This is a genomic window from Streptomyces sp. NBC_01506, from assembly GCF_045040295.1.
Taxonomy (GTDB): Bacteria; Actinomycetota; Actinomycetes; order Streptomycetales; family Streptomycetaceae; genus Streptomyces.
The window spans coordinates 3,831,034-3,856,950 of record NZ_CP109422.1; the positions used below are offsets into that span (position 1 = coordinate 3,831,034).

General features: G+C 70.6%; 27 protein-coding genes and 1 pseudogene. 11 read left to right on the plus strand and 17 right to left on the minus strand.

Annotated features, from left to right (window positions below; all coding sequences use genetic code 11):
• The first annotated feature begins 8 nt into the window (after positions 1-8).
• On the plus strand, positions 9-1,142 hold the full coding sequence (gene disA / locus OG329_RS16695) for a DNA integrity scanning diadenylate cyclase DisA (protein WP_078075735.1): 1,134 nt from the start codon (positions 9-11) through the stop codon (positions 1,140-1,142).
• 96 nt (positions 1,143-1,238) lie between these two features.
• On the opposite strand, the gene OG329_RS16700 is transcribed toward disA, so the two are convergent.
• The gene (locus tag OG329_RS16700; RefSeq protein ID WP_405795983.1) at positions 1,239-2,081 is read right to left on the minus strand and encodes a hypothetical protein; all 843 of its coding nucleotides are present in this window, start codon (positions 2,079-2,081) and stop codon (positions 1,239-1,241) included.
• Positions 2,082-2,262: 181 nt separating this feature from the next.
• Here OG329_RS16700 and OG329_RS16705 point away from each other — a divergent pair, with 181 nt between their 5' ends.
• From OG329_RS16705 to cseC, 6 genes are all read left to right on the plus strand, one after another.
• Positions 2,263-3,021, plus strand: coding sequence for a phosphatase PAP2 family protein (locus tag OG329_RS16705; protein WP_405795984.1), 759 nt, complete (start codon positions 2,263-2,265; stop codon positions 3,019-3,021).
• Positions 3,022-3,187: 166 nt separating this feature from the next.
• Positions 3,188-4,099: an A/G-specific adenine glycosylase gene (locus OG329_RS16710; RefSeq protein ID WP_405795985.1), complete on the plus strand. Its 912-nt coding sequence runs from the start codon at positions 3,188-3,190 to the stop codon at positions 4,097-4,099.
• A gap of 318 nt (positions 4,100-4,417) precedes the next feature.
• Positions 4,418-5,038: a SigE family RNA polymerase sigma factor gene (locus tag OG329_RS16715; RefSeq protein ID WP_405795986.1), complete on the plus strand. Its 621-nt coding sequence runs from the start codon at positions 4,418-4,420 to the stop codon at positions 5,036-5,038.
• Entirely contained in the window at positions 5,026-5,727 is a 702-nt protein-coding gene (locus tag OG329_RS16720) for a hypothetical protein (protein WP_405795988.1), read from the plus strand. Before OG329_RS16715 ends, OG329_RS16720 begins: the two co-directional genes overlap by 13 nt.
• 33 nt (positions 5,728-5,760) lie before the next feature.
• Positions 5,761-6,468: a two-component system response regulator CseB gene (cseB, locus tag OG329_RS16725; RefSeq protein WP_405801878.1), complete on the plus strand. Its 708-nt coding sequence runs from the start codon at positions 5,761-5,763 to the stop codon at positions 6,466-6,468.
• Positions 6,465-7,778 (plus strand): two-component system sensor histidine kinase CseC, encoded by a 1,314-nt coding sequence (cseC, locus tag OG329_RS16730; protein ID WP_405795989.1) that lies wholly within the window; start codon positions 6,465-6,467, stop codon positions 7,776-7,778. The genes cseB and cseC overlap by 4 nt, the downstream gene beginning before the upstream one ends.
• 21 nt (positions 7,779-7,799) lie before the next feature.
• Here cseC and OG329_RS16735 read toward each other — a convergent pair whose 3' ends face one another.
• From OG329_RS16735 to OG329_RS16745, 3 genes are all read right to left on the minus strand, one after another.
• Positions 7,800-8,246 (minus strand): VOC family protein, encoded by a 447-nt coding sequence (locus tag OG329_RS16735; RefSeq protein WP_405795990.1) that lies wholly within the window; start codon positions 8,244-8,246, stop codon positions 7,800-7,802.
• A gap of 86 nt (positions 8,247-8,332) precedes the next feature.
• Positions 8,333-8,746: a helix-turn-helix transcriptional regulator gene (locus tag OG329_RS16740; RefSeq protein ID WP_405801880.1), complete on the minus strand. Its 414-nt coding sequence runs from the start codon at positions 8,744-8,746 to the stop codon at positions 8,333-8,335.
• A 191-nt stretch (positions 8,747-8,937) separates the two neighbouring features.
• The gene (locus OG329_RS16745; RefSeq protein ID WP_405795991.1) at positions 8,938-10,485 is read right to left on the minus strand and encodes an MDR family MFS transporter; all 1,548 of its coding nucleotides are present in this window, start codon (positions 10,483-10,485) and stop codon (positions 8,938-8,940) included.
• A gap of 126 nt (positions 10,486-10,611) precedes the next feature.
• Here OG329_RS16745 and OG329_RS16750 point away from each other — a divergent pair, with 126 nt between their 5' ends.
• Entirely contained in the window at positions 10,612-11,190 is a 579-nt protein-coding gene (locus tag OG329_RS16750; RefSeq protein WP_405795992.1) for a TetR/AcrR family transcriptional regulator, read from the plus strand.
• Here OG329_RS16750 and OG329_RS16755 read toward each other — a convergent pair.
• On the minus strand, positions 11,180-11,824 hold the full coding sequence (locus OG329_RS16755) for a M23 family metallopeptidase (RefSeq protein WP_405795993.1): 645 nt from the start codon (positions 11,822-11,824) through the stop codon (positions 11,180-11,182). The genes OG329_RS16750 and OG329_RS16755 overlap by 11 nt on opposite strands.
• Positions 11,825-12,415: 591 nt before the next feature.
• Here OG329_RS16755 and OG329_RS16760 point away from each other — a divergent pair.
• Positions 12,416-12,550 carry a hypothetical protein gene (locus OG329_RS16760; RefSeq protein ID WP_405795994.1) on the plus strand — a complete coding sequence of 45 codons (135 nt, stop codon included), beginning with the start codon at positions 12,416-12,418 and terminating at the stop codon, positions 12,548-12,550.
• A 77-nt stretch (positions 12,551-12,627) separates the two neighbouring features.
• Here the strand turns inward: OG329_RS16760 and OG329_RS16765 are convergent.
• Together OG329_RS16765 and OG329_RS16770 are read right to left on the minus strand one after the other, a co-directional pair.
• Positions 12,628-12,696: pseudogene (locus OG329_RS16765) on the minus strand (hypothetical protein); the annotation flags it as partial.
• Positions 12,697-12,872: 176 nt separating this feature from the next.
• Positions 12,873-15,401, minus strand: a complete 2,529-nt coding sequence (locus tag OG329_RS16770) for an ATP-dependent Clp protease ATP-binding subunit (protein ID WP_405795995.1) — start codon at positions 15,399-15,401, stop codon at positions 12,873-12,875.
• Positions 15,402-15,853: 452 nt separating this feature from the next.
• Between OG329_RS16770 and OG329_RS16775 the strand changes: the two genes are divergently transcribed.
• Positions 15,854-16,471, plus strand: a complete 618-nt coding sequence (locus OG329_RS16775; protein ID WP_405795996.1) for an SCO3374 family protein — start codon at positions 15,854-15,856, stop codon at positions 16,469-16,471.
• On the opposite strand, the gene OG329_RS16780 is transcribed toward OG329_RS16775, so the two are convergent.
• The 10 genes from OG329_RS16780 to OG329_RS16825 all read right to left on the minus strand — a co-directional run bounded on the left by OG329_RS16780 (position 16,450) and on the right by OG329_RS16825 (position 24,487).
• Positions 16,450-16,785 carry an Lsr2 family protein gene (locus tag OG329_RS16780; RefSeq protein WP_023539576.1) on the minus strand — a complete coding sequence of 112 codons (336 nt, stop codon included), beginning with the start codon at positions 16,783-16,785 and terminating at the stop codon, positions 16,450-16,452. The genes OG329_RS16775 and OG329_RS16780 overlap by 22 nt on opposite strands.
• 144 nt (positions 16,786-16,929) lie before the next feature.
• Positions 16,930-17,463: an amino-acid N-acetyltransferase gene (locus OG329_RS16785; RefSeq protein ID WP_405795997.1), complete on the minus strand. Its 534-nt coding sequence runs from the start codon at positions 17,461-17,463 to the stop codon at positions 16,930-16,932.
• 9 nt (positions 17,464-17,472) lie between these two features.
• Positions 17,473-17,901, minus strand: a complete 429-nt coding sequence (locus tag OG329_RS16790) for a BlaI/MecI/CopY family transcriptional regulator (RefSeq protein ID WP_405795998.1) — start codon at positions 17,899-17,901, stop codon at positions 17,473-17,475.
• 110 nt (positions 17,902-18,011) lie between these two features.
• Positions 18,012-18,191 carry a hypothetical protein gene (locus tag OG329_RS16795; RefSeq protein WP_405795999.1) on the minus strand — a complete coding sequence of 60 codons (180 nt, stop codon included), beginning with the start codon at positions 18,189-18,191 and terminating at the stop codon, positions 18,012-18,014.
• A 13-nt stretch (positions 18,192-18,204) separates the two neighbouring features.
• Positions 18,205-18,816 carry a hypothetical protein gene (locus OG329_RS16800; protein ID WP_405801882.1) on the minus strand — a complete coding sequence of 204 codons (612 nt, stop codon included), beginning with the start codon at positions 18,814-18,816 and terminating at the stop codon, positions 18,205-18,207.
• A 119-nt stretch (positions 18,817-18,935) separates the two neighbouring features.
• Complete coding sequence (locus OG329_RS16805) at positions 18,936-19,733, minus strand: type III pantothenate kinase (RefSeq protein WP_405796000.1); 798 nt, start codon at positions 19,731-19,733, stop codon at positions 18,936-18,938.
• Complete coding sequence (gene nadC, locus OG329_RS16810) at positions 19,733-20,755, minus strand: carboxylating nicotinate-nucleotide diphosphorylase (protein WP_405796002.1); 1,023 nt, start codon at positions 20,753-20,755, stop codon at positions 19,733-19,735. Before nadC ends, OG329_RS16805 begins: the two co-directional genes overlap by 1 nt.
• Entirely contained in the window at positions 20,752-22,518 is a 1,767-nt protein-coding gene (locus OG329_RS16815) for an L-aspartate oxidase (RefSeq protein WP_405796003.1), read from the minus strand. Before OG329_RS16815 ends, nadC begins: the two co-directional genes overlap by 4 nt.
• Positions 22,515-23,552: a pantoate--beta-alanine ligase gene (panC, locus tag OG329_RS16820; protein ID WP_405796005.1), complete on the minus strand. Its 1,038-nt coding sequence runs from the start codon at positions 23,550-23,552 to the stop codon at positions 22,515-22,517. The genes OG329_RS16815 and panC overlap by 4 nt, the downstream gene beginning before the upstream one ends.
• Positions 23,549-24,487 carry a Rossmann-like and DUF2520 domain-containing protein gene (locus OG329_RS16825; protein ID WP_405796006.1) on the minus strand — a complete coding sequence of 313 codons (939 nt, stop codon included), beginning with the start codon at positions 24,485-24,487 and terminating at the stop codon, positions 23,549-23,551. Before OG329_RS16825 ends, panC begins: the two co-directional genes overlap by 4 nt.
• 155 nt (positions 24,488-24,642) lie before the next feature.
• Here OG329_RS16825 and OG329_RS16830 point away from each other — a divergent pair, with 155 nt between their 5' ends.
• Complete coding sequence (locus OG329_RS16830; protein ID WP_405796007.1) at positions 24,643-25,821, plus strand: threonine aldolase family protein; 1,179 nt, start codon at positions 24,643-24,645, stop codon at positions 25,819-25,821.
• The last annotated feature ends 96 nt before the right edge of the window (positions 25,822-25,917 follow it).

Below are 25,917 nucleotides of genomic sequence, written 5' to 3' on the forward strand. Positions count from 1 at the left end.
GGAGTGCAGTGGCAGCCAACGACCGGGCAGCAGCACCCGGAAAGTCCGGTGGTGGCTCCGGTGGATCCGGCACCGAAGCGCTGATGCGCGCCTCACTGAGCGCCGTGGCGCCCGGCATGGCGCTGCGTGACGGGCTGGAGCGGATCCTCCGGGGGAACACCGGCGGTCTCATCGTCCTGGGCATGGACAAGACCGTCGAGACGATGTGCACGGGCGGCTTCGTGCTGGACGTGGAATTCACCGCGACGAGGCTCCGCGAGCTGTGCAAGCTCGACGGCGCGCTCATCCTCGACAAAGACATCACCAAAATTCTGCGGGCCGGTGTCCAGCTCGTCCCCGACGCCTCCATCCCGACCGAGGAGACGGGCACCCGCCACCGCACGGCGGACCGGGTTTCCAAGCAGTGCGGCTTCCCGGTCATCTCCGTGTCGCAGTCGATGCGGCTGATCGCGCTGTACGTGGACGGGGAGCGCCGGGTCCTGGAGGAGTCGGCGGCGATCCTGTCGCGCGCCAACCAGGCCCTGGCGACGCTGGAGCGGTACAAGCTCCGGCTGGACGAGGTCGCCGGCACGCTCTCCGCGCTGGAGATCGAGGACCTGGTGACGGTCCGCGACGTGACAGCGGTCTCGCAGCGCCTGGAGATGGTGCGCCGGATCGCCACGGAAATCGCGGAGTACGTGGTCGAGTTGGGCACCGACGGGCGCCTTCTCTCCCTCCAGTTGGACGAGTTGATCGCGGGCGTCGAGCCCGAGCGCGAGCTGGTCGTACGCGACTATGTGCCCGAGCCGACGGCGAAGCGCTCCCGTACGGTCGCCGAGGCGATGACCGAGCTGGACGCGCTCTCCCACACCGAGCTGCTGGAACTGCCGGTCGTGGCACGCGCGTTGGGCTACAGCGGCTCGCCCGAGACGCTGGACTCGGCGGTGTCGCCGCGCGGTTACCGGCTGCTGGCCAAGGTGCCGCGCCTGCCGGGGGCCATCATCGAGCGGCTGGTCGAGCACTTCGGCGGCCTCCAGAAGCTGCTGGCGGCGAGCGTGGACGACCTCCAGACGGTGGACGGGGTGGGCGAGGCGCGGGCGCGCAGCGTGCGCGAGGGGCTGTCGCGGCTGGCGGAGTCGTCGATCCTGGAGCGGTACGTCTGACGTACGGGGCGGGCGCTCCGTACGTCCGGTGCGGTGCTCGCGGACGGACCCACCCTCAGGTCGGCCCTCAGGTCGGCCCTCGGATCAGTCCTCGGATCAGTCCTTGTCGAGGCGGATCGACGTCTGGCCCTGCTTCACGGTCGCGCCGGGCGCCGCCGCCTCCACCAGGTACGTGCCGGGCTTGGCCTTCCCCGGCGGCGGTGTCGCGCACTGCGGGGCGCTCTGTGTGAGATCCCAGGTGACGGTCCGCGTGACGCTCCCGCCCGCGGGCACCTTCAGCAGCAACTGACCGATCTTGGGGCAGTCCTTGGAGGACCAGATCTCGTCGCTCTCGGCGTCGGTGACGCTCAGCACCACGGCCTTCGGCCCGAGGTCCGCCTTGCAGTCCGCGCTCGACCCGTTGGTGGCGACGATCGTGAACGAGGGCTTCTCGCCCGGCTCGTAGGCGACCTTCCGGCTCTCCAGCTTCAGCGTCAGCGCGCTCGGCGTGCAGTCGGGGAGGCTCGATCCGACCGGGACCTGCTCGCCCGTACTGCTGCCGCTCGCGCCGTCACCACCGCTGCCGCCGCCCGAAGCGCCGCCGGAGCCGCCCGAGCCGGCGGAACCGCCCGTACCACCGCTGCCGGTGTCACCCGTGCCGCCGTCGGCGCCCGCGTCCGTACCGCCCTGGTCGCCGCCGCCGGTCTCGCCCGACTCGTCGCGTCCGCCCGGCTGTTCACTGATCGCGGGTCCGGATCCGGACGGCCCCGGAGTGATCGAGGGGGCGGGGCCCTCCCCGTTCGCGCCGTCGTCGCGCTTCTTTCCGCCGTCGTCACCACCGGATGTGACGGCCCATACGACAAGCAACGCGAGCAGCGCGATCAGAGTCGCCGCTACTGCCCTCCGTCGCCAGTAGATGGAGGAGGGAAGCGGCCCGACCGGATTGCGCATAGATCCCACGACGCAAACTCTACGAGAGTTCAGGGCCAACTCCCGCCCCACATGCCGCTCGTCTCGCAAGTTTTACGGATCATCATCACGCGACAGCCGTCTGTGTGACCCCACTTGTCACTTTCGTCAGGGGTTCGGCCGCCGATGGTGAGATGCGTGAGCCGGAGCGAGGGAGGTACGGTCCGTAGCCATGGACCCCTCCGTCACCAGCGGCCTTTACCGCGACATTACCGATCTCGCCCAGCAATCGCCTTCCTGGGTAGGGCACTTCGTAGAGATAGGGACGGAGGCCGTGATCCTGATCTTCGGAGTTCTGTTCCTCGTGAGCTGGTGGCGTACGCGCTCCGCGGACTCACGGGCCATGGCCGTAGCGGTAGTTGGGCCGCTGGCGACCGCCGTCGCTTATGTGGCCAGCGAGTTGTTCAAGAGCGCCGTACTGGAGGAGCGGCCGTGCCGCGCGGTCGCCGGGGCGGCGGCGTCACTGGCGACCTGTCCCCCGGTCGGCGACTGGTCGTTCCCCAGCAACCACTCGACCATCGCCGGGGCGGCGGCCGTCGCGCTCGCCATCGCCTGGCGGAAGATCGCGTTCCTCACGCTCCCGCTGGCACTCTTCGCCGCCTTCTCGCGGGTCTTCGTCGGTGTGCACTATCCGCACGACGTGGCGGTGGGGCTGCTGCTCGGCGGGGTCGTCGCGACGCTCGTCGTCCTGGCGCTGACGCGGCCGGTGCGGGTGCTGATCGAGACGATGCGCACGAGCCGTACGGGTGTGGTGGTCTGGTTCGCGGGACCAGGACCGGCAGCGGGGGCGGGAGCGTCGGCGGGGGCGGGAGCGGGAGCGTCGGCGGGACCGGCCTCCGAGCCGCAATGGGCCGACGGGCACGAGCACGGACCGTTCGGCGACACCCGTCAGCTCCGCCGCCAGAAGGGCCGGCACAGCGCGCGCTCCTGAGCGCGCGGCTCCCCTCCAGCACCACCCGCACCACCAGCCCCGGCAGCCGGCCGCACACAACCACCGACGCGCCCCCTTCACGCCCCCGTCACCCCCCAGCTACGCCCGGCGCACAGCGGCCGGCTGCACCACCCCCACCCCGGAACGTGCCAGGATCGGTGCTGCCATGACTGCGACTTCTGCGACTACGGCGCCGGCTACCGACCCGGCCGCCCTCCACGACCCCGTCATCGCGTGGTTCGACGCGCACGCCCGCGACCTGCCCTGGCGCCGCCCCGACACGGGCGCCTGGGGTGTGATGGTCAGCGAGTTCATGCTCCAGCAGACCCCGGTCGCCCGGGTGCTCCCGGTGTACGAACAGTGGCTCGCGCGCTGGCCCCGCCCCGCCGACCTGGCCGCCGAGGCGCCCGGCGAAGCCGTACGCGCCTGGGGCAGACTCGGCTATCCGCGCCGGGCGCTGCGGCTGCACGGGGCGGCCCTGGCGATAACGGAGCGGTTCGGCGGCGACGTACCCCGCGAGCACGGCCAGTTGCTCGCGCTGCCCGGGATCGGCGAGTACACGGCCGCGGCCGTGGCCTCGTTCGCGTACGGACAACGGCACGCCGTCCTCGACACGAACGTGCGGCGCGTCTTCGCGCGCGCCGCCGCCGGCATCCAGTACCCGCCGAACGCGACAACGGCCGCCGAGCGCCGGCTGGCCCGCGCGCTGCTGCCCGCGGACGAGCCGACGGCGGCCCGCTGGGCCGCCGCCTCCATGGAGCTGGGCGCGCTCGTGTGCACCTCGAAGAACGAGGACTGCGCGCGCTGCCCGATCGCGTCACGGTGCGCCTGGCGGCTGGCGGGCAAGCCGGCGCACCAGGGTCCGGCCCGGCGCGGCCAGACGTACGCGGGCACGGACCGCCAGGTGCGCGGCAAGCTGCTCGCCGTGCTGCGCGAGGCGGTGGCGCCGGTGCCGCTCGCGGTGCTCGACGCCGTGTGGGAGGAGCCGGTGCAGCGGGCCAGGGCGCTGGACGGGCTGGTGGCCGACGGGCTGGTCGAGCCGCTGGCCGACGACCTGTACCGGCTGCCGCTGACCTGACCGACTCTGACCGACCCCGGCGTGACGTGACGTGACCTGAGCTGATCGCACCCGCCCCACCCGCCCCGTACCACCCGCTCCGGCTCGGCCGGCCCCTCCGGGCCGGCCGTTCGACTGTCCGGCCGCCCCTGCCTCCCGTCCGCAGCTTCGTCCGTTCCATCCCCGCCGTTACACAACCGATGGATGTCCGTGCGCCCGCCGAGGGCTGGCGCGCACGGCCTCGTGACAACGCCTCCGTAACTTCTGGGACGTAAGGCAGCGCGCGGCACGACAAGGGCGCGGGACACGGTGCAGTTCACGGGGTGGGAGGCGGTTGGCATGGCGCACGGCGAGGTGCTCGAATTCGAGGAGTACGTACGCACCCGGCAGGAGGCCCTGCTGCGCAGTGCCCGGCGGCTGGTCCCCGACCCCGTCGACGCCCAGGACCTGCTCCAGACCGCACTGGCCCGTACGTACGGCCGCTGGGACGGCATCGCCGACAAGTCCCTCGCCGACGCCTATCTGCGCCGCGTCATGATCAACACGCGTACCGAGTGGTGGCGTGCGCGCAAGCTCGACGAGGTGCCGACCGAGCAACTGCCCGAGCCGTGCGTCGATGACGGCTCCGACCAGCATGCCGACCGCGCCCTGCTCATCGACATCCTCGGGGTCCTCGCGCCGAAGCAGCGCAGCGTCGTCGTACTGCGGCACTGGGAGCAGATGAGTACGGAGGAGACGGCGGCGGCGCTCGGTATGTCTACCGGTACGGTGAAGAGCACGCTGCACCGGGCGCTGGCCAAACTCCGTGAGGAGCTGGAGGCCCGGGAGCTGGAGCGCCGCGACGCGGAGCGCCGGACGCCGGGGAACCGGCAGCCGGAGCGACGCGGGCCGCGCGCCCACGCTCCGGAGCGTGCCGGATATCGTCGCGACGGACGGGGGCAGGAGCGGTGCGCGGCCTGAAGCGCGACAGGGACAGCACACCCGGTCCGAGAACGACGAGCCGCCGGACGCTGACGGCGACGACCGCCACCGGCACCCTGGCGCTGGCCGCGCTCGTGTCCTTCGGTCTGTTCGCCATCGGCTCCACGACCGCGAGCGGCACCAGGGACGAGGGGGCCGCCGTGATCGAGACCGGCGAACCCGTCGCGCCGCCCACCGACACGGCCTCGGCCCTGCCCGCCAAAAACGTCGACGCGGTGGCGCTGCTCCGGGGGGACCCCAAGGTGAGCTGGCGGGTCAAGGACGATCTCAAGCCGTGCGCCAAGGACGCCTACCCGGTGGACACCTCGTACGGGAATCTGACCGGCGGCACCGAGCCCGACGTGGTGGTCAACGTGATGACATGCGACGACGCCGTGGGCCTGGGGACGTACGTCTACCGTGAGTCCGGCCGGCAGCGGTACGAGAACGTCTTCGTCGCCGAGGAACCCGCCGTGTACGCCACGATCGACCGTGGTGAGCTGGTGGTGACCCGGCAGGTGTACGCGAAGGGGGACCCGCTGTCGTATCCGTCCGGCGAGGACGTCGTGACGTACACCTGGGCCGACACGAGATTCACCGAGCGCTACCGGGTGCGCAACAACTACAGCGGGGCGGTCGGCAACGGCCCCGTGGATGCCCCCGCGCCGTCCGCGACGAGCGGGAACTGAGAGCACGAGAGAGCTGAGAGAGCTGAGAGCTGTCTGATGGTGGAGACCCATGTCCTGTTCGTGGAGGACGACGACGTCATCCGCGAGGCCACCCAACTCGCGCTGGAGCGCGACGGCTTCGTGGTGACGGCCATGCCGGACGGTCTGTCCGGCCTTGACGCGTTCCGGGCCGACCGGCCGGACATCGCACTGCTCGACGTGATGGTGCCGGGCCTCGACGGGGTCAGTCTGTGCCGCCGTATCAGGGACGAGTCGACCGTGCCGGTGATCATGCTGTCGGCGCGCGCCGACTCGATCGACGTGGTGCTCGGTCTGGAGGCGGGGGCGGACGACTACGTGACCAAGCCCTTCGACGGCGCGGTCCTCGTCGCCCGGATCCGCGCGGTGCTGCGCCGCTTCGGGCACGCGGGCGGGCCCGCCGGGGAGCTGGGCGGGCAGGATGGGGCGGACGAGCACGGCGCGCTGTCCTTCGGCGATCTGGAGATCGACAAGGAGGGCATGGAGGTACGCAAAGGGGGCGAGCCGGTGGCGCTGACGCCGACCGAGATGCGGCTGCTGATCGAGTTCTCGGCCGCGCCCGGCACCGTCCTGTCCCGTGACAAGCTGCTCGAACGCGTCTGGGACTACGGCTGGGGCGGTGACACGCGAGTGGTGGACGTCCATGTGCAGCGGCTGCGCACCAAGATCGGACAGGACCGGATCGAGACGGTCCGCGGCTTCGGCTACAAACTCAAGGCATGAAGCGTTTCGCCCTGCGCACCGGCGTCCGGTGGAAGATCAGCATCGCGATCGCGGCGGTCGGCGCCCTCACCGCGATGGCGCTGAGCCTTGTCGTGCACAACGCGGCTCAGGTCTCGATGCTGGACAACGCGCGTGAGGTGCAGTTGGAGCGGCTGCTGTTCGCGCAGCGCATGTACGACTCGACCCATGAGCTGAAGTTCGGTACGAAGCTGAACGACCCGTCGATCCCCGACGACCTGCGGAAGAAGGTGCGCGAGGGCAGACGGGCCACGTATGTGCACGACTCGGCGGACGGGACGCCGGACGTCTGGGCGGCCGTCCCGCTGGAGAACGGTGTGCTGTCCCTGCACAGCAAGTTCGCCGACCGCTCCGCGACGATCATGAAGGATCTCGACCGGGCCCTGCTGATCGGCTCGGTCTGTGTGGTCGTCGGCGGCTGTGCGCTGGGGGTGCTGATCGGCGGGCAGCTCTCGCGCCGGCTGCGCAAGGCGGCTGCTGCCGCGGGCAAGGTCGCGCAGGGCAATACGGACGTGCGGGTACGGGAAGCGGTCGGCGGAGTCGTACGGGACGAGACCGACGAGCTGGCCCGCGCGGTCGACGCCCTGACGGACGCGCTGAACGAACGCATCGAGGCCGAGCGCCGGGTCACGGCCGACATCGCGCACGAGCTGCGTACGCCCGTGACGGGCCTGCTGACGGCCGCCGAGCTGCTGCCGCCCGGCCGCCCCACCGAGCTGGTGAGGGACCGCGCGCAGGCCATGCGGACCCTGGTCGAGGACGTCCTGGAGGTCGCCAGGCTGGACAGCGCGTCGGAACGCGCCGAACTCCAGGAGGTGGCGCTCGGCGAGTTCGTCAGCAGGCGGGTGGCGCTGCTCGATCCCGATGTGCGGGTCCATGTCGTGCACGACTCATGGGTGAGCACCGATCCGCGCCGGCTGGAGCGCATTCTCGGCAATCTCCTGGCCAACGCGGCCAAGCACGGCGGCACGCCCGTGGAGGTGACCGTCGAGGGCCGGGTCGTGCGCGTACGCGACCACGGTCCCGGCTTCCCCGACGCGCTGCTGCGCGACGGGCCGAGCCGGTTCCGTACGGGCGCGAGCGACCGCGCGGGGCACGGCCACGGCCTCGGGCTGACCATCGCCGCCGGTCAGGCGCGCGTCCTCGGGGCACGGCTGACCTTCCGCAACGCGGGGCCGGAGAGCCTGACGGCCGGCCCGGACGAGACGGGCGGCGCGGTGGCGGTCCTCTGGCTCCCCGAGCACGCCCCGACGACGACCGGCAGCTTCCCGATGATCACGCTTCCGGACTGACGGCCGCGCCCCGCAAGGGGGTCAGGACGCCCACTCCTTCTCCAGGTCGAGGTCGCCCTGCTTGGTCTGGGTGAGCGAGAACCAGTTCCCCGAGTCGTCGCGGAAGATCGCCTCCGTGCCGTACGGACGCTCCTGGGGCTCCTGAAGGAACTCCACGCCCCGCTCCTTGAGCTTCGCGTAGTCCCCCTGGATGTCGTCGGTGGCGAGCACGCCCGCACCCAGGATGCCCTTGCTGACGAGTGTCTTGAGCGCGGCGGCGGACTCGTCGTCCATCGCGTGCCCGCCCGGCAGCATCAGGGTCAGCACCACATCGGGCTGGTGCTTGGCGCCGACCGTCAGCCAGCGCATCCCTCCCTCGCCCAACGTCATGTCCGTACGGACCTCGAGGCCGAGCTTGTCGACGAAGAACTCCTTGGCCCGGTCCTGGTCGAGCACCCAGACGGTGGAGATGGTGAGACCCTTGATCATGACGTGCTCCTTGGAGAGATGTGCTGTACGGGGGCGGCTCGTGGGGGCGGCCCCTGCTTGCACTCCCACCGTAGGCACCGGCGCCGTCAGCGGGCTTCTCCAGAATTGCGGTCGTCGCCGGGCCGGGCCGATCCGGTCGCGTCGACGTCCCGCCGCGGGAAACCGCCGGCCCACAACATCGCGTAACACCCCGGTATGAGCGCGGCCCCGCGCCCCGCGTGCTGGGCGCGGTACGCGCTCGGCGTGCTGCCGGTCTGCTCCTTGAAACGCTTCGAGAAGGTGCCGAGGCTGCTGAAGCCGACCAGCACACAGATCTCGGTGACCGTGAGATTCGCCGAGCGCAGCAGCTCCTCGGCGCGCTCTATGCGCCTGCGGGACAGATAGCGGCCGGGCGTCTGCCCGTACACCGCCTTGAAGGCGCGCACGAAGTGATAACGCGAATATCCGGCGTGGGCGGCGACCGCGTCCAGGTCGAGGGGGCCCGCCCAGTCGCGGTCCATGGCGTCCTTGGCGAGACGCAACTGCCGCAGGTGCGTGAGGGGCACCTGCGGCGGCTGACCTGCTTGCGTACTGTTCACGTCTTCGATGCTGACACGCCCCACCGACAACGGCCCCCCGCCGTCCACAGCCCCGGGCGTTCGTGTGCTGAGCGGACCGCGGGACCTTGTCCCCCGTCGGCCGGAGCCACGACCTAGCTCGCCGCGGTGGCCTTCTCCGGGCCCGCGCCCCGCAGCGGGACCTCCTTGACGAAGAACGCCGCGAGGAAGCCGAGCACCGCGACCGAACCGGCCAGCATGAAGGCCACGTGCGTACCGGACGACACGGCGATCTGGTACGCCTCACGCGCCGCGTCCGGCAGCTTGGCCAGACTCGCGGCGTCGAGCTGCGCCGACTGCTGCGTCACCGCGTCACCGCCGCGCGCCGCCATCTCCTCCTGCACCTTGCTGGTGAACAGCGCGCCCATGATCGCGACGCCGAAGGAGCTGCCGAGCGTACGGAAGAGGGTGGTGGAGGACGAGGCGACGCCCATGTCCTTCGGCTCGGCGCTGTTCTGCGCGACGAGCATGGTGATCTGCATCAGGAAGCCCATCCCGGCACCGAGGACGGCCATGTACACGCCCGAGGTGAGCCGGGAGGTCTCGGTGTCCATCTGCGCGAGCAGCAGGAGCCCGGTGACCATCAGGGCGCTGCCCACGATGGGGAAGATCTTGTACTTGCCGGTGCTGGTGGTGACCCGGCCCGCGAACAGCGAGACGACCATCATCGACAGCAGCATCGGCAGGAGCAGCAGACCGGAGTTGGTCGCCGAGGCCCCCTGGACGGACTGCTGGTAGAGCGGCAGGAACAGCACGGCTCCGAACATGACGAAGCCGGTCAGGAAGCCGATGATCTGCATCAGGCTGAAGTTGAGGTTGCGGAAGATGTGCAGCGGCATGATCGGCTCGGCGGCCTTGGTCTGCACGTACACGAACGAGACGAGGGTGACGACACCGATGGCGATCAGCTCCATGATCACCGCGGAGCTCCAGGCGTACTCCGTGCCGCCCCAAGTGGTGACCAGCACAATCGCGGTGATGCCGACCGTCAGCAGGGCGGCACCGAGATAGTCGACCTTGTTCTTGGTCCGCTCGACGGCGGGCAGGTGCAGCACGGTCACGATCATCGCGAGGGCGACGGCGCCGAGAGGCAGGTTGATGTAGAAGCTCCAGCGCCACCCGAGGTGGTCGGTGATGGTGCCGCCGACCAGCGGTCCACCGATCATGGCGAGGGCCATCACGCCGGCCATCATGCCCTGGTACTTGCCGCGCTCACGGGGCGGGATGAGGTCGCCGATGATCGCCATGACGCCGACCATGAGTCCGCCGGCGCCCAGGCCCTGGATGGCGCGGAAGCCGATGAGCTGGCCCATGTCCTGGGCCATGCCGCTGAGCGCGGAGCCGATCAGGAATATGACGATGGAGAGCAGGAAGATCTTCTTCCGCCCGTACATGTCGCCGACCTTCCCCCAGATCGGGGTCGACGCGGCGGTGGCGAGGGTGTACGCGGTGACCACCCAGGACAGATGCTCCAGACCGCCCAGCTCGCCGACGATGGTCGGCATCGCGGTGCCGACGATCATGTTGTCCAGCATGGCGAGCAGCATCGCGATCATGAGCGCGAGCAGGACGACCCGCACGCTCCGCGGTTGTGGCTCCGCCTTCTTCTTCTGTTCCGATCCCACTACCGTGTCGAGCGACATGGCCCCCCACACCCCTGTTTCCTGGTCCCGTTCTCCTGCTTACTTGCCGACCGGCAAGCTCAGTACACTTGGGGAAGGTAGACCTGTCACTTGCCGGTCGTCAAGTAAGTTACTCGGGAGAGCAGCATGAGCAGCACAGCGCAGCCACGTCGGGGCAACACCCGTCAGCGCATCCAGGATGTCGCGCTGGAGCTGTTCGCCGAGCAGGGCTACGAGAAGACCTCGCTGCGCGAGATCGCCGAGCACCTGGACGTCACCAAGGCCGCGCTCTACTACCACTTCAAGACCAAGGAAGACATCCTGGTCAGCCTCTTCCAGGACCTGTCCCGGCCGATAGACGAACTGATCGCGTGGGGCGAGACACAGCCGCCGACCCTGGAGGCGAAGAAGGAGATCCTGCGCCGCTACAGCGACGCGCTCGCCGCCGCCGCGCCGCTGTTCCGCTTCATGCAGGAGAACCAGGCGACGATGCGCGACCTGAGCGTCGGCGAGACCTTCAAGTCCCGCATGCTGCGGCTGCTGGAGCTGCTCAAGCAGCCCGAGGGCACGATGACCGACCGCGTACGGTGCTTCACCGCGATCTTCGCGATGCACGCCGGCATGTTCGCCCTCAAGGACGTCGAAGGCGACCCCGAGGAGAAGCAGGAAGCCATCCTCGAGGTCGCCACCGATCTGATGGTGCGGGCTCAGGGCGTCACAGAGTGACACCGGCGGAGCGCAGGAAGGTCACCGGGTTGATCGCGGTGCCGTAGTTCGGAGTCGTACGGATCTCGAAGTGCAGGTGCGGGCCGCTCGAATTGCCGGTGTTGCCGGAGAGCGCGATGCTCTGGCCCTTGTCGACCTTCTGGCCGATGTGCACCTTCACCTTGGACAGGTGCGCGTACTGCGAGTACTTCGCGCTCTGGCCGGTGCCGTGCTTGACGACTATGGCGTTGCCGTACGCGGGGCCGTCACCGGCACCGTTGGGTCCGGCCTTCACGACGGTGCCCGCGTGGACGGACTTGACGTTCGTGCCGACGGGGACGGCGAAGTCCTGGCCCGAGTGCTTGCTGGCCCACATGCCGCCGCCGCGGCCGTACGTGGCGCTCAGGTCGTACTTGGAGACCGGCTTGACCCACGTGGGCGACGACTTCTTGGCAGGCGCCTTGTCGGCGGCCTTGGCGACGTCCACCTTCGCCACGGGGGCGGCGGCCGACGCCTGCGTGGCGCTGGAGTCGCCGCCGCTGTTCGCGGCGATCGCGACCCCCGCTCCGAGTGCCGTCGTCACGCCGAGTCCGGCGACCAGGACGGCGGCACGGGTACGGAGCGTGGACTGGCGGGGCGTGGTGCGCTGCGACATTGAGAAACCTCCGGGCGTCAATGGACCCGGCACTCATCAGGCACCGGGCGGCTTGCCATCCCTTGGTAACCCAACCGCCCATCACACCTCAAACAGCCCATCTACGACATGTCGTCGTAGCCGCGGCACCGGCAACTCGACCCCTTGACGACCTGAAGCACCTCTCCGGCTCGATCCGAAATGTCCGTATTGCTTACGGTTTCTTCGCACGTCAGGACGGCGTACATCCGGTCGGCGACCGGCGCACCACCCCTTCCCGGGCCCTCGGGACCAAGGTCCCGATGCGGACCTTTCCGAAAGTCCCGCCGGAATCACCCTCTTCACCACTATTCCTGGTCGTAGGCGCGGAAAGGGGTGTGCGGCTTGTCACGGCGGGGGCCCGGTAGAGGGTGCCGTCGGCCTCGCCAACGGCGGCGTCATCACCGCCGACGACCCGGGCAACTTGACTGACAGAGGGTGTCAGCGAACCTCTGGACAGTGGTGCCGTGATCCTCAACCACCAGTGCGGCGCCGGCCCTCGGGCTACCGCTGTGGCTGGCCTGCGGCGGCTCCCCGGAGCCCGGGATCTACGGCGCCAATCTGGCGCTCGCCGTGGTCGGCGGGCTGTCCGTCCAGGCGTTCGATGCTGTGCCGTTGCTGGTGTTCAACGCCGGAACCTTCATCGTCTCGGCGCTCTGCGTCGCCGCGGTGGACTCCGCCTGGGGGCAGCCACGTTCGGTGCCGTGAACGCCCTCGGGTCCATCGGCCTCCTGGCGGCCACCGGTGCCTACCGGATCGTCAGCAGCCGCAGTGATGGTCCGGACCGAGACACCCAGCTCCTCAGCGAAATCACCGGCCGTCAGCCTGCCCCGGTTCTGCAGCAGGAGAACGAGGGAGAGGAGCCGGGCCTCGCGCCTGAACCGATCGGTTCAGGTCCGAATGCGCGTCGGGCCCCACGAGGGCCTGCGGGGCGGAACGCGGGCACGGCAAAGGGGTGGCCCGAGACCATTCACGGTCCCGGGCCACCCCTTCGGCTGCGGGCTCAGGCTGAGCTGGGCTCAGCCTCGGCTCACGCTTCCTTCGTCAGATTCGGACCGGCGCCGCCGCCGGCCGCCTGCTCGATCGGCGGGACATCCGGCAGCGCCGTCTTCTCCTCGCCACGGAAGCTGAACTTCCGCTCGTCGCCGTCGCCCTCGGTGTCCACGACCACGATGTGACCGGGGCGCAGCTCACCGAAGAGGATCTTCTCGGAGAGGATGTCCTCGATCTCGCGCTGGATCGTCCGGCGCAGCGGCCGGGCGCCCAGAACCGGGTCGTAGCCCTTCTTGGCGAGCAGCGCCTTGGCGTTCGGGCTCAGCTCAAGGCCCATGTCCCGGTCCTTGAGGCGCTCGTCCACCTTGTCCACCATGAGGTCGACGATCTGGATGATGTCTTCCTCGGTGAGCTGGTGGAAGACGACCGTGTCGTCCACACGGTTGAGGAACTCGGGCCGGAAGTGCTGCTTGAGCTCCTCGTTGACCTTGTTCTTCATCCGCTCGTAGTTGGACTTGGTGTCGCCCTGGGCGGCGAAGCCCAGGTTGAACCCCTTGGAGATGTCCCTGGTCCCGAGGTTGGTCGTCATGATGATGACCGTGTTCTTGAAGTCCACGACCCGGCCCTGGGAGTCGGTCAGCCGACCGTCCTCCAGGATCTGCAGAAGGGAATTGAAGATATCGGGGTGGGCCTTCTCGACCTCGTCGAAGAGGACGACGGAGAACGGCTTCCGGCGCACCTTCTCGGTGAGCTGGCCGCCCTCTTCGTACCCCACGTAACCGGGGGGAGAACCGAAGAGACGCGAAACCGTGTGCTTCTCGCTGAACTCCGACATGTCGAGGGAGATCAGCGCGTCCTCGTCGCCGAAGAGGAATTCGGCGAGCGTCTTGGACAGCTCCGTCTTACCGACTCCGGAGGGGCCGGCGAAGATGAACGAGCCACCGGGCCGCTTGGGGTCCTTCAGACCCGCCCGCGTACGCCGGATCGCCTGGGAGAGCGCCTTGATGGCGTCCTTCTGGCCGATGACACGCTTGTGGAGCTCGTCCTCCATACGGAGCAGCCGCGAGGACTCCTCCTCGGTGAGCTTGAAGACCGGGATGCCCGTGGCGGTCGCCAGGACCTCGGCGATCAGCTCCTCGTCCACCTCGGCGACGACATCCATGTCGCCGGCCTTCCACTCCTTCTCCCGCTTGGTCTTCGCGGCCAGCAACTGCTTCTCCTTGTCGCGGAGCGAAGCTGCCTTCTCGAAGTCCTGGGAGTCGATGGCCGACTCCTTGTCACGGCGGACGTTCGCGATCTTCTCGTCGAACTCGCGGAGGTCCGGCGGAGCGGTCATCCGGCGGATGCGCATCCGTGAACCGGCCTCGTCGATCAGGTCGATCGCCTTGTCCGGCAGGAAGCGGTCCGAGATGTAGCGGTCGGCGAGCGTCGCGGCTGCCACCAGCGCGGAGTCCGTGATGGACACGCGGTGGTGCGCCTCGTAACGGTCCCGCAGGCCCTTGAGGATCTCGATGGTGTGGGGCAGCGACGGCTCGGCCACCTGGATCGGCTGGAAGCGGCGCTCGAGCGCGGCGTCCTTCTCCAGATGCTTGCGGTACTCGTCGAGCGTCGTCGCGCCGATCGTCTGGAGCTCTCCACGGGCGAGCATGGGCTTCAGGATCGAAGCCGCGTCGATCGCGCCCTCGGCGGCGCCCGCACCCACCAGGGTGTGGAGCTCGTCGATGAACAGGATGATGTCGCCGCGGGTGCGGATCTCCTTGAGGACCTTCTTCAGGCGCTCCTCGAAGTCACCTCGGTAGCGGGAGCCCGCGACCAGGGCGCCGAGGTCCAGGGTGTAGAGGTGCTTGTCCTTCAGGGTCTCGGGCACCTCGCCCTTGACGATGGCCTGCGCCAGTCCCTCGACGACCGCCGTCTTGCCGACGCCGGGCTCGCCGATGAGAACCGGGTTGTTCTTCGTACGGCGGGACAGCACCTGCATGACCCGCTCGATCTCCTTCTCGCGCCCGATGACCGGGTCGAGCTTGGACTCACGAGCGGCCTGGGTGAGATTCCTGCCGAACTGGTCCAGGACGAGCGAGGTCGAGGGCGTGCCCTCGGCCGGGCCGCCGGCGGTGGCGGCTTCCTTGCCCTGGTAACCGGAGAGCAGTTGGATGACCTGCTGCCGCACCCGGTTGAGATCGGCGCCCAGCTTCACGAGGACCTGGGCGGCGACGCCCTCGCCCTCGCGGATCAGGCCGAGCAGGATGTGCTCGGTGCCGATGTAGTTGTGGCCGAGCTGAAGGGCCTCGCGGAGCGACAGCTCCAGGACCTTCTTGGCACGGGGCGTGAAGGGGATGTGGCCGGACGGAGCCTGCTGGCCCTGCCCGATGATCTCCTCCACCTGCTGGCGGACCGCCTCGAGCGAAATCCCGAGGCTCTCCAGGGCCTTAGCGGCGACACCCTCACCCTCGTGGATAAGGCCCAGGAGGATGTGCTCGGTGCCGATGTAGTTGTGGTTGAGCATCCGGGCTTCTTCCTGAGCCAGGACGACAACCCGCCGCGCGCGGTCGGTGAACCTCTCGAACATCGTTAATCGCTCCTCAGAGCGGTCAGGCAGTAAAGGGGTCGGTCCCCTCCCTGTCCTTCCGCAGCTTAGTCCCGCAAGCGGGGACCGCTCATTCCAACTGCCGACATCCGCCGTGATCACCCCGCCTCTGCGGCGAACTTTCCTCACGAACAAGCCGACACCTGCTCCAACCTGATGGTGCGAGACGATGTTCCCGCAGGCCAGACAGATACCCCCGCTATCGGTACGCCGATGGCGAACGTGAGACGTCCGGGACCGCGTGTCGCCCCTCCCCACTAGGAATGTCTTACCCGCAAGCACTGACAGTCCATGCGGCGCACCCCGGTTCCCTCCGCTACGGGCGAACACCCTTGCACTCCCGAATGCTCCCGCGCGCCCCCTTCGTGAGCACACAGAGCGAGCGGGTGGCGACTGCGCGTAACTCAACGCCGGGGCGGGGAGTTGGTCCGCACATGGCCCTTCCGGTTCCGCTCCCCCGCGCTCCGCTGCCGCTCGAAGGCGGCAGCGCCTTCTGGTACGAGCACGAGCTGGGCTGGCCCACGGCGCCGGGGCCACCCGTCGCGCTGCTGACCGGGCTCCGCTTCGACGTTCTGGAGCTGCCGGCCGACGCGGGCGCCGGGGTGCTGCGGCGGATCGACCCGGCCGGGACCGGGCCGGTGGCCCTCGTGGCGGGCCGGATGCGGCTGCTGGTGGCGGCGGGCGCCGCGGACGAACTGCCGGGGCTGCTCGAATGGCTGGAATGGGGCGGGATCGCGCTGGATCTGACCGCTGTCGGCGCCGACGGCCGGATGACCGCTCCGCAGCCGCCGGAAAACGGACGCCCGTGGGCGGAGCAGGGGGCCGCCGTATGGCTGCGGCCCCCCGAGCCGGGACGCGAGGTGGAGCCGACGCTGCCGGCTCTCACTCACTTCGGACACGGCCCCGGAGGCAGTGCCGGACACGGGGACAGGGGTGGGGATGTCCCCGATCTCGTTCGACTCGTGGACACGGCGGCGACTGAGTGCCACCGGGCCCGATTGCTTCGTGGAGAAACGGCACGTGCGAAATCTCAGCCGTTGGCCTTCTCGTAGGCTTCGCGGATCTCGGCCGGAACGCGACCGCGATCGTTGACGCTGTAGCCGTTCTCCTTGGCCCACTTGCGAATTTCCGCGGTGTCCTTGTTCCCTCCGGCGGCGGCGCGGCCCTTGCCACGGCCACCGGCGGCGCGGCCACCGGTACGACGGCCACTCTTGGTGTACGGGTCGAGCAGCCCACGAAGCTTGTCCGCATTCGCGTTCGTGAGGTCGATCTCGTAGGTCTTGCCGTCCAGCGCGAACGTGACAGTCTCGTCCGCCTCGCCACCGTCGAGGTCGTCAACAAGAAGGACCTGAACCTTCTGTGCCACCAGTTTTCCTTTCATCGAAAATGCAGTACGCCGAAAGGAAACCGCTTTTCTCAGGAAAACACAAACCCCCGGCAGAGGTTCCGTAGCACAAGAACACGGGAAACGTGCGCGATTCGGACATAGGGTTCCGGGTTCTTCCGCCGCTCACAGGTGCAGAAGCATCCGGCTGTTACCCAAGGTGTTCGGCTTCACCCGTTCGAGACCGAGGAACTCGGCCACACCCTCGTCATAGGAACGCAGCAGCTCGCTGTAGACATCTCCGTCGACAGGAGTCTCACCGATCTCCACGAAGCCGTGCTTGATGAAGAAGTCCACTTCGAAGGTGAGACAGAATACGCGCCGCACACCGAGCCACCGGGCCGTCTCCAACAACTTGTCGAGCACATGACGCCCGATGCCGGCGCCCCTGAACCGGGGATCCACCGCGAGTGTGCGCACTTCGGCGAGGTCTTCCCACATCACGTGGAGTGCGCCGCATCCGACGACCGTCGCGTCACCCTCGCGTTCGGCGACCCAGAACTCCTGGATGTCCTCGTAAAGAGTCACCGTCGCTTTGTCGAGCAGGATGCCTTCACTCACGTACGGGTCGACGAGACGACGGACCGCGGACACATCGCTCGTCCTGGCCCGCCGGACGGTGATGGCATTCGTCGCGGCTTTCGGAACCTCACTGGACATGACTGGACGCTATCGCCCCGCGGGATGCTCTCGGTCGGCGCCCTCGGACGGGACTTCGGACGGGACTTCGCCGGGCTCGTCGCGCCGCACCATACGGACCGCGTCCTCCAGGGCGTCGCGCTGCGTCGGCGACATCATCCCGAAGAAGGCGACAAGGGCCGCCGCCGGGTTGTCACTCTTCGACCAGGCTTCGTTCATCAGCGCAGCCGCGTAGGCGGCCCGTGTGGAGACCGCCGTATATCTATAGGCGCGGCCGACGACTTCCCTGCGTACCCAGCCCTTCTGATGGAGATTGTCCATTACGGTCATGACGGTCGTGTAGGCGATGGACCGTTCCCGCTGAAGGTCTTCGAGGACTTCCCGGACGGTGACCGGACGGTTCCATTGCCAGACGCGACTCATGACGGCGTCTTCCAGGTCTCCCAATTGGCGGGGCACACCGTCACCATAGTGCGAGATGTCCGAATGGCCGGTTATTGACATGACAAAAAGGACGTACGACATGGTGGAAGTCGTACGTCCTGATCGGATCTACGGCGTGGTACGCGTCAGGCGCCGGAAGGGGTGCCCGGCTGCTTCACGGCCTCCGCGCGGGCGATCGCCGCGTCCACGGCCGCGTCCTCCTTCGCCTTGTTGTCCCCGCCCTGGCTCTTGACGATCGTCACGACCAGGCCGATGAAAAAGGCGGCCATCACCACGGGCGGCAGGAGAGCGGATACGTAGTCCATGGCCCCAGAATAGCTATCCGGCGGCCCGCTGCTCCGGCGGGGGCGTGGGCTTACGGCGTGGCGGGAAGACCTCGGACGGCTTGGGCATCGGGCGATCCGCGGGCGGGCGCCCGGGGGCCGCCGGGCGGCGGGGCGGCGCGGGTGTCTTCGCGGGCGGCTTCGCGGGCTCCTCCTTCGGCTCCTGCGGGTCCGCGGCGGCACGGCCGCCCTGGAGGGCCAGCAGCCGCGTACGGGGCGCGGGAGCGGCGGGTGAGCGGCCTGCGAGCCGGGCCCGTACGGAGTTCTCGGCGATCCGCTGACAACGGTCGAGCAGCGCGGTGGCGACGGGTGCGGGGCGCAGGGTGCGCAGAGCCATGAGGTCCTCCGGGCGGGGGTCGTACCCGGCGGCCAGGGCGTCCTGGAGAAGCTCCAGATAACCGGCGGCCGAGCCGGGAAGCGCGGCGCGGTAGCGGGCGAGGTCGGCGAGCAGGAACGCCCGCAGCCGGCCGGCCTCGCGGACCGCCTCGTCCACGGACTCGGCGAGCCGCAGGCATGCCTGGACGTCCTCGTCGGGGAGGGGAGCGGGGTGGAGGGCGACGGCGAGGGCGCCTCGGAGCACTCGCAGCTCGTCTGCGCCGAACGCCATGCCGCCGCGGGATCCGTAGGGCGTGGGCATGGGGTGACGATACTCACGAACCGCACAAAATCGTCCAAACGCGACGGCTGCGGCGCGGCGGGGTCCGGGGTCTGCCGGCGGGCCGCCGCCTACATGCGCGACACGTTGCGCTCGTACACCAGTCGCAGGCCGATCAGCGTCAGCCAGGGCTCGTGCTCGTCGATCACCGACGCCTCACCGAGGATGATCGGCGCCAGGCCGCCCGTCGCGATCACGGTCACCTCGCCGGGGTCCTCGGCCAGCTCGCGCGCCATCCGTTTCACGACCCCGTCGACCTGGCCGGCGAACCCGTACACGATGCCCGACTGCATCGCCTCGACGGTGTTCTTGCCGATGACGCTGCGCGGCCTGGCCAGCTCGATCTTGCGCAGTTGGGCGCCCTTGATGCCCAGCGCCTCCACGGAGATCTCGATGCCGGGCGCGATGACACCGCCCGTGTACTCCCCGCGCGCGCTGACCGCGTCGAAGGTCGTGGCCGTGCCGAAGTCCACGACGACCGCGGGGCCGCCGTACAGCTCGACGGCGGCGACCGAGTTGATGATCCGGTCGGCGCCGACCTCCTTCGGGTTGTCCACCAGGATCGGTACGCCGGTCTTGATGCCGGGCTCGACCAGGACGGCCGGCACGTCTCCGTAGTAGCGGCGCGTCACCTCGCGCAGTTCGTGCAGGACGGACGGCACGGTGGAGCAGATCGCGATGCCCTCGATGCCGTCGCCCAGCTCGTCGCCGAGCAGCGGGTGCATCCCCATCAGTCCCTGAAGGAGGACGGCGAGTTCGTCGGCCGTACGGCGCGAGTCGGTGGACACGCGCCAGTGCTCGACGATCTCCTCGCCGTCGAACAGGCCGAGCACGGTGTGGGTGTTGCCGACGTCGATGGTGAGCAGCATCAGACACCCGCCTCGCGCAGGTCGAGGCCGATGTCGAGGATCGGCGCGGAGTGCGTGAGGGCGCCGACGGCGAGATAGTCGACGCCGGTCTCGGCGTACGCGCGGGCGTTCTCCAGGGCCAGCGTGCCGGACGATTCCAGCAGGGCCCGGCCGGCGACGAGGGCGACGGCCTCCGCGGTCTCGGCCGGGGTGAAGTTGTCCAGCAGGATCAGGTCGGCGCCCGCGTCGAGGACTTCGCGGACCTGCTGGAGGGTGTCGGTCTCCACCTCGACCGCGAGGTCGGGGAACCGGTCGCGTACGGCCTTGAACGCCTCCGCGACCCCGCCGGCGGCCACCACGTGGTTGTCCTTGACGAGCGCGGCGTCGGACAGCGACATCCGGTGGTTGACGCCGCCGCCGCAGCGCACCGCGTACTTCTCCAGGGCGCGCAGACCGGGCGTCGTCTTACGGGTGTCGCGCACCTTGGCGCCGGTGCCTTCCAGCGCGTCGGCCCACGCGCGCGTGGCGGTCGCGATGCCGGAGAGCCTGCACAGGAGGTTGAGCGCGCTGCGCTCCCCGGTGAGCAGGTCACGGGTGCGGGTGGTGACGCTGAGGAGCTTCTGACCGGCCTCGACACGGTCACCGTCCTCGACGTGCCGCTCGACCTCGAAGTCCTCCGTACAGACGAGGGACAGGACGGCCTCGGCGACGCGCAGCCCGGCGACCGTGCCGCTCCTGCGGGCCGTGAAGTCGCCGGTGGCGACGGCGTCGGCGGGGACGGTCGCGACGCTCGTGACGTCCACGCCGTGGTCCAGGTCCTCGCCGATGGCGACGTGGGCGATGTCCTCGACCTGGACGGGGTCGAGTCCGGCTTCGGCCAGCAGCGCGGCGAGCGCCGGGTCCAGACCGCACTCCGGGGAGTCCTCGCCGTCGGAACAGCCGCAGCCGTCGCCGCAGCCGCCCGCGGCGGACGCCGGGGCGCCGATCTGGATGAGCGGTACGTCCACGGCCTCGGCGCGCGGACGGTCTTCGGGCGTGCTCACGGTGAGGGCTCCCTGGGGGCGGGGGGATCTACGGGGTGTACGGCGGGAAACGCGGGGGTGTCGGTCCGGCTCAGCTCCAGGGCGCGGCCCGCCCCGAGGCGTACGACGAGGTGGCGGCGCCAGTGGGCGTCGTCACGCTCGGGGAAGTCGTCGCGCCAGTGGCAGCCGCGGGTCTCCTCGCGCTCCAGGGCGGCGGCCACGAGGACGCGGGCGACACACAGGAGGTTGGAGGTCTCCCACGACTCGACGCCCGGCTGGGCGGGCTTCGTGGGGTCCGTGGGCCCCAGGGCGTCCTGGTACACGGCCTCAAGGGCCTCGGCGGCCACGCCCAGGCTCGTGGCGGACCTGAGGACGCCCGCGCCTTCGGACATGACGCGCTGGATCGCCAGGCGCGCCTCGGGGGCGATGAGCGGCAGCAGGGCCGTCTCGCGCGTGCCGGTCGTGCTCCGCGCGGCGGCGGGCGCGGGGCGGGGGGCCGCCGCGACCGCGGCGATGTCGGCCGCGATGCGCTCGGCGAACACCAGCCCTTCGAGAAGGGAGTTGGACGCGAGCCGGTTCGCGCCGTGCACGCCCGTGCAGGCCACCTCACCGCACGCGTACAGGCCCGGCACGGTCGTACGGCCGCGCAGGTCCGTGACGACGCCGCCGGACGCGTAGTGGGCGGCGGGCGCCACCGGGATCGGCTCGGTGACCGGGTCGATGCCGTGGGCGCGGCAGGCGGCGAGGATCGTGGGGAAGCGGGTGGCCCACATGTCGGCACCGAAGTGTCTGGCGTCCAGATACATGTGTTCGGCGCCCTGCTCCAGCATGCGGCGCGTGATGCCCTTGGCGACGATGTCGCGGGGCGCCAGCTCGGCGAGTTCGTGCTGGTCGAGCATGAAGCGGACCCCGTCGGCGTCCACGAGATGGGCGCCCTCGCCCCGTACCGCCTCGGACACCAGCGGCTGCTGGCCCTCCGATCCGGCGCCGAGGAAGAGCACCGTCGGGTGGAACTGCACGAATTCGAGGTCGGAGACCTCCGCGCCGGCGCGCAGCGCGAGGGCCACGCCGTCGCCGGTGGACACGGCGGGGTTGGTCGTGGCCGCGAAGACCTGGCCCATGCCGCCGGTGGCCAGGACGACGGCGGGGGCGTGGACGGCTCCGACGCCGTCGTGCTGGCCCTCGCCCATGACATGGAGGGTGACGCCGGAGGTGTTGCCGTGTTCATCCGTAAGGAGGTCGAGGACCAGCGCGTTCTCGACCGTGCGCAGGGAGGCGTCGCGCACCGCGTCCACCAGGGCGCGGGAGACCTCCGCGCCGGTCGCGTCGCCCCCCGCGTGGGCGATACGGCGGCGGTGGTGGCCGCCCTCGCGGGTCAACTGGAGATCGCCCGTGTCCGCCGTGTCGAAGCGCGCGCCGGTCCCGATCAGGCGGCGTACGGCGTCGGGGCCCGCGGTGACCAGGGTGCGTACGGCCTCCTCGTCGCACAGGCCCACGCCCGCGACGAGGGTGTCGCTCAGGTGCTGCTCGGGGGTGTCGCCCTCGCCGAGGGCGGCGGCGATGCCGCCCTGCGCCCAGCGGGTGGAGCCGTCGTCCAGGCGGGCCTTGGTGACGACGACCGTCCTGAGCCCGGCCGCGGCGCAGCGCAGCGCCGCGGTGAGTCCGGCGACGCCGGAGCCGACCACGACCACGTCGGCGTCGACGGACCAGCCGGGCACGGGCGCGGTGAGCTGGATGCCGGCCGGGCGGCCGGGCTGCGGCTTGGGGGCGGGCTCGGCGGTCACTGGGAAGCTCCGAACGTCAGGGGGATGTTGTCGATCAGCCGCGTCGCGCCGACCCGCGCGGCCACGGCGAGGACGGCCTCGCCGGTGTGGTCGTCGGGGACCTCGGTGAAGTCGGCGGGGTCCACGAGGGCCAGGTAGTCGAGGGTGAAGGACGGGCTGTCCCTGACCGCCTGGTCGAGGATGACGCGGGCCGCCGACCGTACGGCGTGGGCGCCGTAGCCGCGCGTCGGCGGCGTGTGGGAGGCGGCGTGCGCCACCGCGTGGGTGTCGGCGGCGGCACGGGCCTCGCCGAGCGCGGAGAGGGCCGCCGCGCGGGCCCTGGACGTGGGCGCGGACCGCGCGCGGGCGCGCAGCGCGTGCTGGGCGCCGAGGCGGTCCCGCGCGGCGAACAGGGCCCGGGAGAGCGCGAGTGCGGTGCGCCGCTCGGTGGCGGACAGGAAACGGTTGCGGCTGGAGAGCGCGAGACCGTCGTCCTCGCGGACCGTCGGCACGCCGACGATCTCGACCGGGAAGTTCAGGTCGCGGGCCATCCGCCGGATCAGCGCGAGCTGTTGGGCGTCCTTCTGTCCGTAGAAGGCGACGTCGGGGGCGGTGAGATGCAGCAGCTTCGCGACGACGGTGAGCATGCCGTCGAAGTGTCCGGGCCGCGCGGCGCCTTCGAGGCGCTGTCCCATGGGGCCGGCGGAGATCCGTACCTGGGGCGTACCGCCCGGGTACACCTCCTCGACGGACGGCGCGAACACGGCGTCGGCGCCCGCCGTCCCGGCCGTCTTCAGGTCCGATTCGAGTGTCCGGGGGTAGCGGTCGAGGTCTTCGCCCGCGCCGAACTGGAGCGGGTTGACGAAGACGGTGACGACGACGAAGCCCGCCGGGCCGACATGGGCGCGGGCCGCGCGTACGAGCGCGGCGTGGCCGTCGTGCAGAGCGCCCATCGTCATGACGACGGCGGTACGGGCGCCGGAAACCGGCCGGTCGCCGTGGCGCGCGAGCAGCAGGTCCAGCTCCGCGCGCGTGGAGGCCAGTTGGAGACTCATCGGCCGCTCCCTCCGTGCTGGTCCCCGTCGGCGAGGACATCCAGCAGATCCTCGGCCAGCTCCGGCTTGAGCAGCCCGTGGGCGAGCGCCCGGTCGGCCGTCGTACGGGCCATGGCCAGATAGCCCGGCACGGCGGCGGGCGCGTGCTCGCGCAGCTCGGTGACATGTGCGGCGACGGTGCCCGCGTCGCCGCGCGCCACGGGGCCGGTGAGCGCGGCGTCGCCGGAGCGCAGCGCGTTGTCGAGGGCGGCGCCCAGGAGCGGGCCGAGCATCCTGGCGGGAGCCGCGACCCCGGCCTTGCTCAGCAGCTCCATCGACTGGGCGACCAGCGTGACCAGATGGTTCGCACCGAGCGCCAGCGCCGCGTGGTAGAGCGGGCGGAAGTCCTCCTCGACCCACTCGGGCTCGCCGCCCATCTCGATGACCAACGCCTCGGCGGCCAGGCGCAGTTCGTCGGGAGCTGTGACTCCGAAGGAGCAGCCCGCGAGCCGCTGGACGTCCACGGAGGTGCCCGTGAACGTCATCGCGGGGTGCAGCGCGAGCGGCAGCGCGCCCGCGCGCAGGGCGGGCGACAACACCTTCGTGCCGTACCGCCCCGAGGTGTGGACCAGCAACTGTCCCGGGCGTACGGCTCCGGTCTCGGCGAGCCCTTCGACCAGGCCGGGCAGCGCGTCGTCCGGAACGGTCAGCAGCACCAGTTCGGCGCGGGCGAGCACCTCGGCGGGCGTCACGAGGGGCACGTCGGGGAGCAGGACGGCCGCCCTGCGTACGGAGGCGTCGGAGACGCCCGACGCGGCGACCGGGCGGTGTCCGGCGAGCCGCAGAGCGGCGGCCAGCGCCGGTCCGACACGGCCGGAACCCACGACTCCGACCGTGAGCCGGGCGGGCCTGTCCCTCGGGTCACGGGGATCCATGGGAACTGCTGATGCGTTCACGCGGCGGGGCCTTCCGTTCCAGTCCGCGACGGGTACCGGACGATTTCTCGCCATGCTACGCCAGCGTTTCGTGGCATTCCCCGACTGTCCACAGGCGGTGGGCGACCCGGCGAAACCCAGTAGGACATGTGTGCGCGGTGCACGATGATCGCCCCATGGCAGACACCGGCGAACAGGACGAACGGCGACGGCGGCCGGCCGCCTGGCAGGCATCTCGGCGGACCCTGTGGCGCGGCTCCGCCGACCGGCCCGTCGGTGAGGGGCTGGCCGCTCTGGCGGCCGACGCGTCGTCGGTCTACGACCTGGACGAGTGGACGGACGTGTACGGGGACGGGGTCGTCGCCGAGCTGGAGAGCTGGGTGGCGGCCCTGCTCGGCTTCCCGGCCGCCGCGTTCTTCCCGTCCGGGACCATGGCGCAGCAAGTGGCGCTGCGGTGCTGGGCGGGGCGCACCGGGAACGCGACCGTGGCGCTGCATCCGCTGGCGCACCCTCAGGTGCACGAGGGCGGCGCCCTGTCGGTCGTGAGCGGCCTGCGCACGGTCCACCCGACGACCGAGCCGCGGCTGCCGACGGCCGAGGAGATCCACGCCACCGCCGAGCCGTTCGGCACGCTGATGCTGGAACTGCCGCTGCGCGACGCGGGATTCGTGCTGCCGACGTGGGACGAGCTGGTCGCCGTGGTGGCGGCGGCGCGTGAGCGCGACGCGGTGGTGCACTTCGACGGCGCGCGTCTGTGGGAGTGCGTGACGCACTTCGGCCGGCCTCTTCAGGAGATCGCGGAGCTCGCCGACAGCGTGTACGTGTCCTTCTACAAGTCCCTGGGCGGCCTGTCCGGGGCGATGCTCGTGGGGCCTTCGGAGGTGGTCGAGGAGGCGCGGGTGTGGCGGCATCGGTACGGAGGGCAGCTTTTCCAGCAGTATCCGGCGGCGCTGTCCGCGCTGCTGGGGCTGGAGCGCGAGCTGCCGCGGCTGCCGTCGTACGTGGCGCACGCGCGCGTGGTCGCGGCGGCGCTCGCGGACGGATTCGCGGCGCCGGCTTCGGACACGGCGGGGGGATCGACGGCCCCGTGGTTCCGGGTGCATCCTCAGTCGCCTCACACGCACCAGTTCCAGGTGTGGCTTCCGTACGAAGCGGCCGTGCTGACCGAGGCGGCGGTGCGGCAGGCCGAGGAGACCGGTGTGACGCTGTTCCGCCGCTGGTTCGAGTCGGGCGCGGGCCCGCCGGGGGTGGCGCTGACGGAGGTGACGGTGGGGTCGGACGGGCTGGAGTGGACGGCGGACGACGTCCGGCAGGCCGTACGGGAGTTCCTGGCGCGCGTACGGCCACAGTCGTAGGTGGGGCCACAGTCGCGGGTGCGGCCACCGACTCCCGTGGGGCCGCAGTCGCGCGTGGGGCCGGGGACCGGGCCCGCCGATTGACCGGCGCCGTCA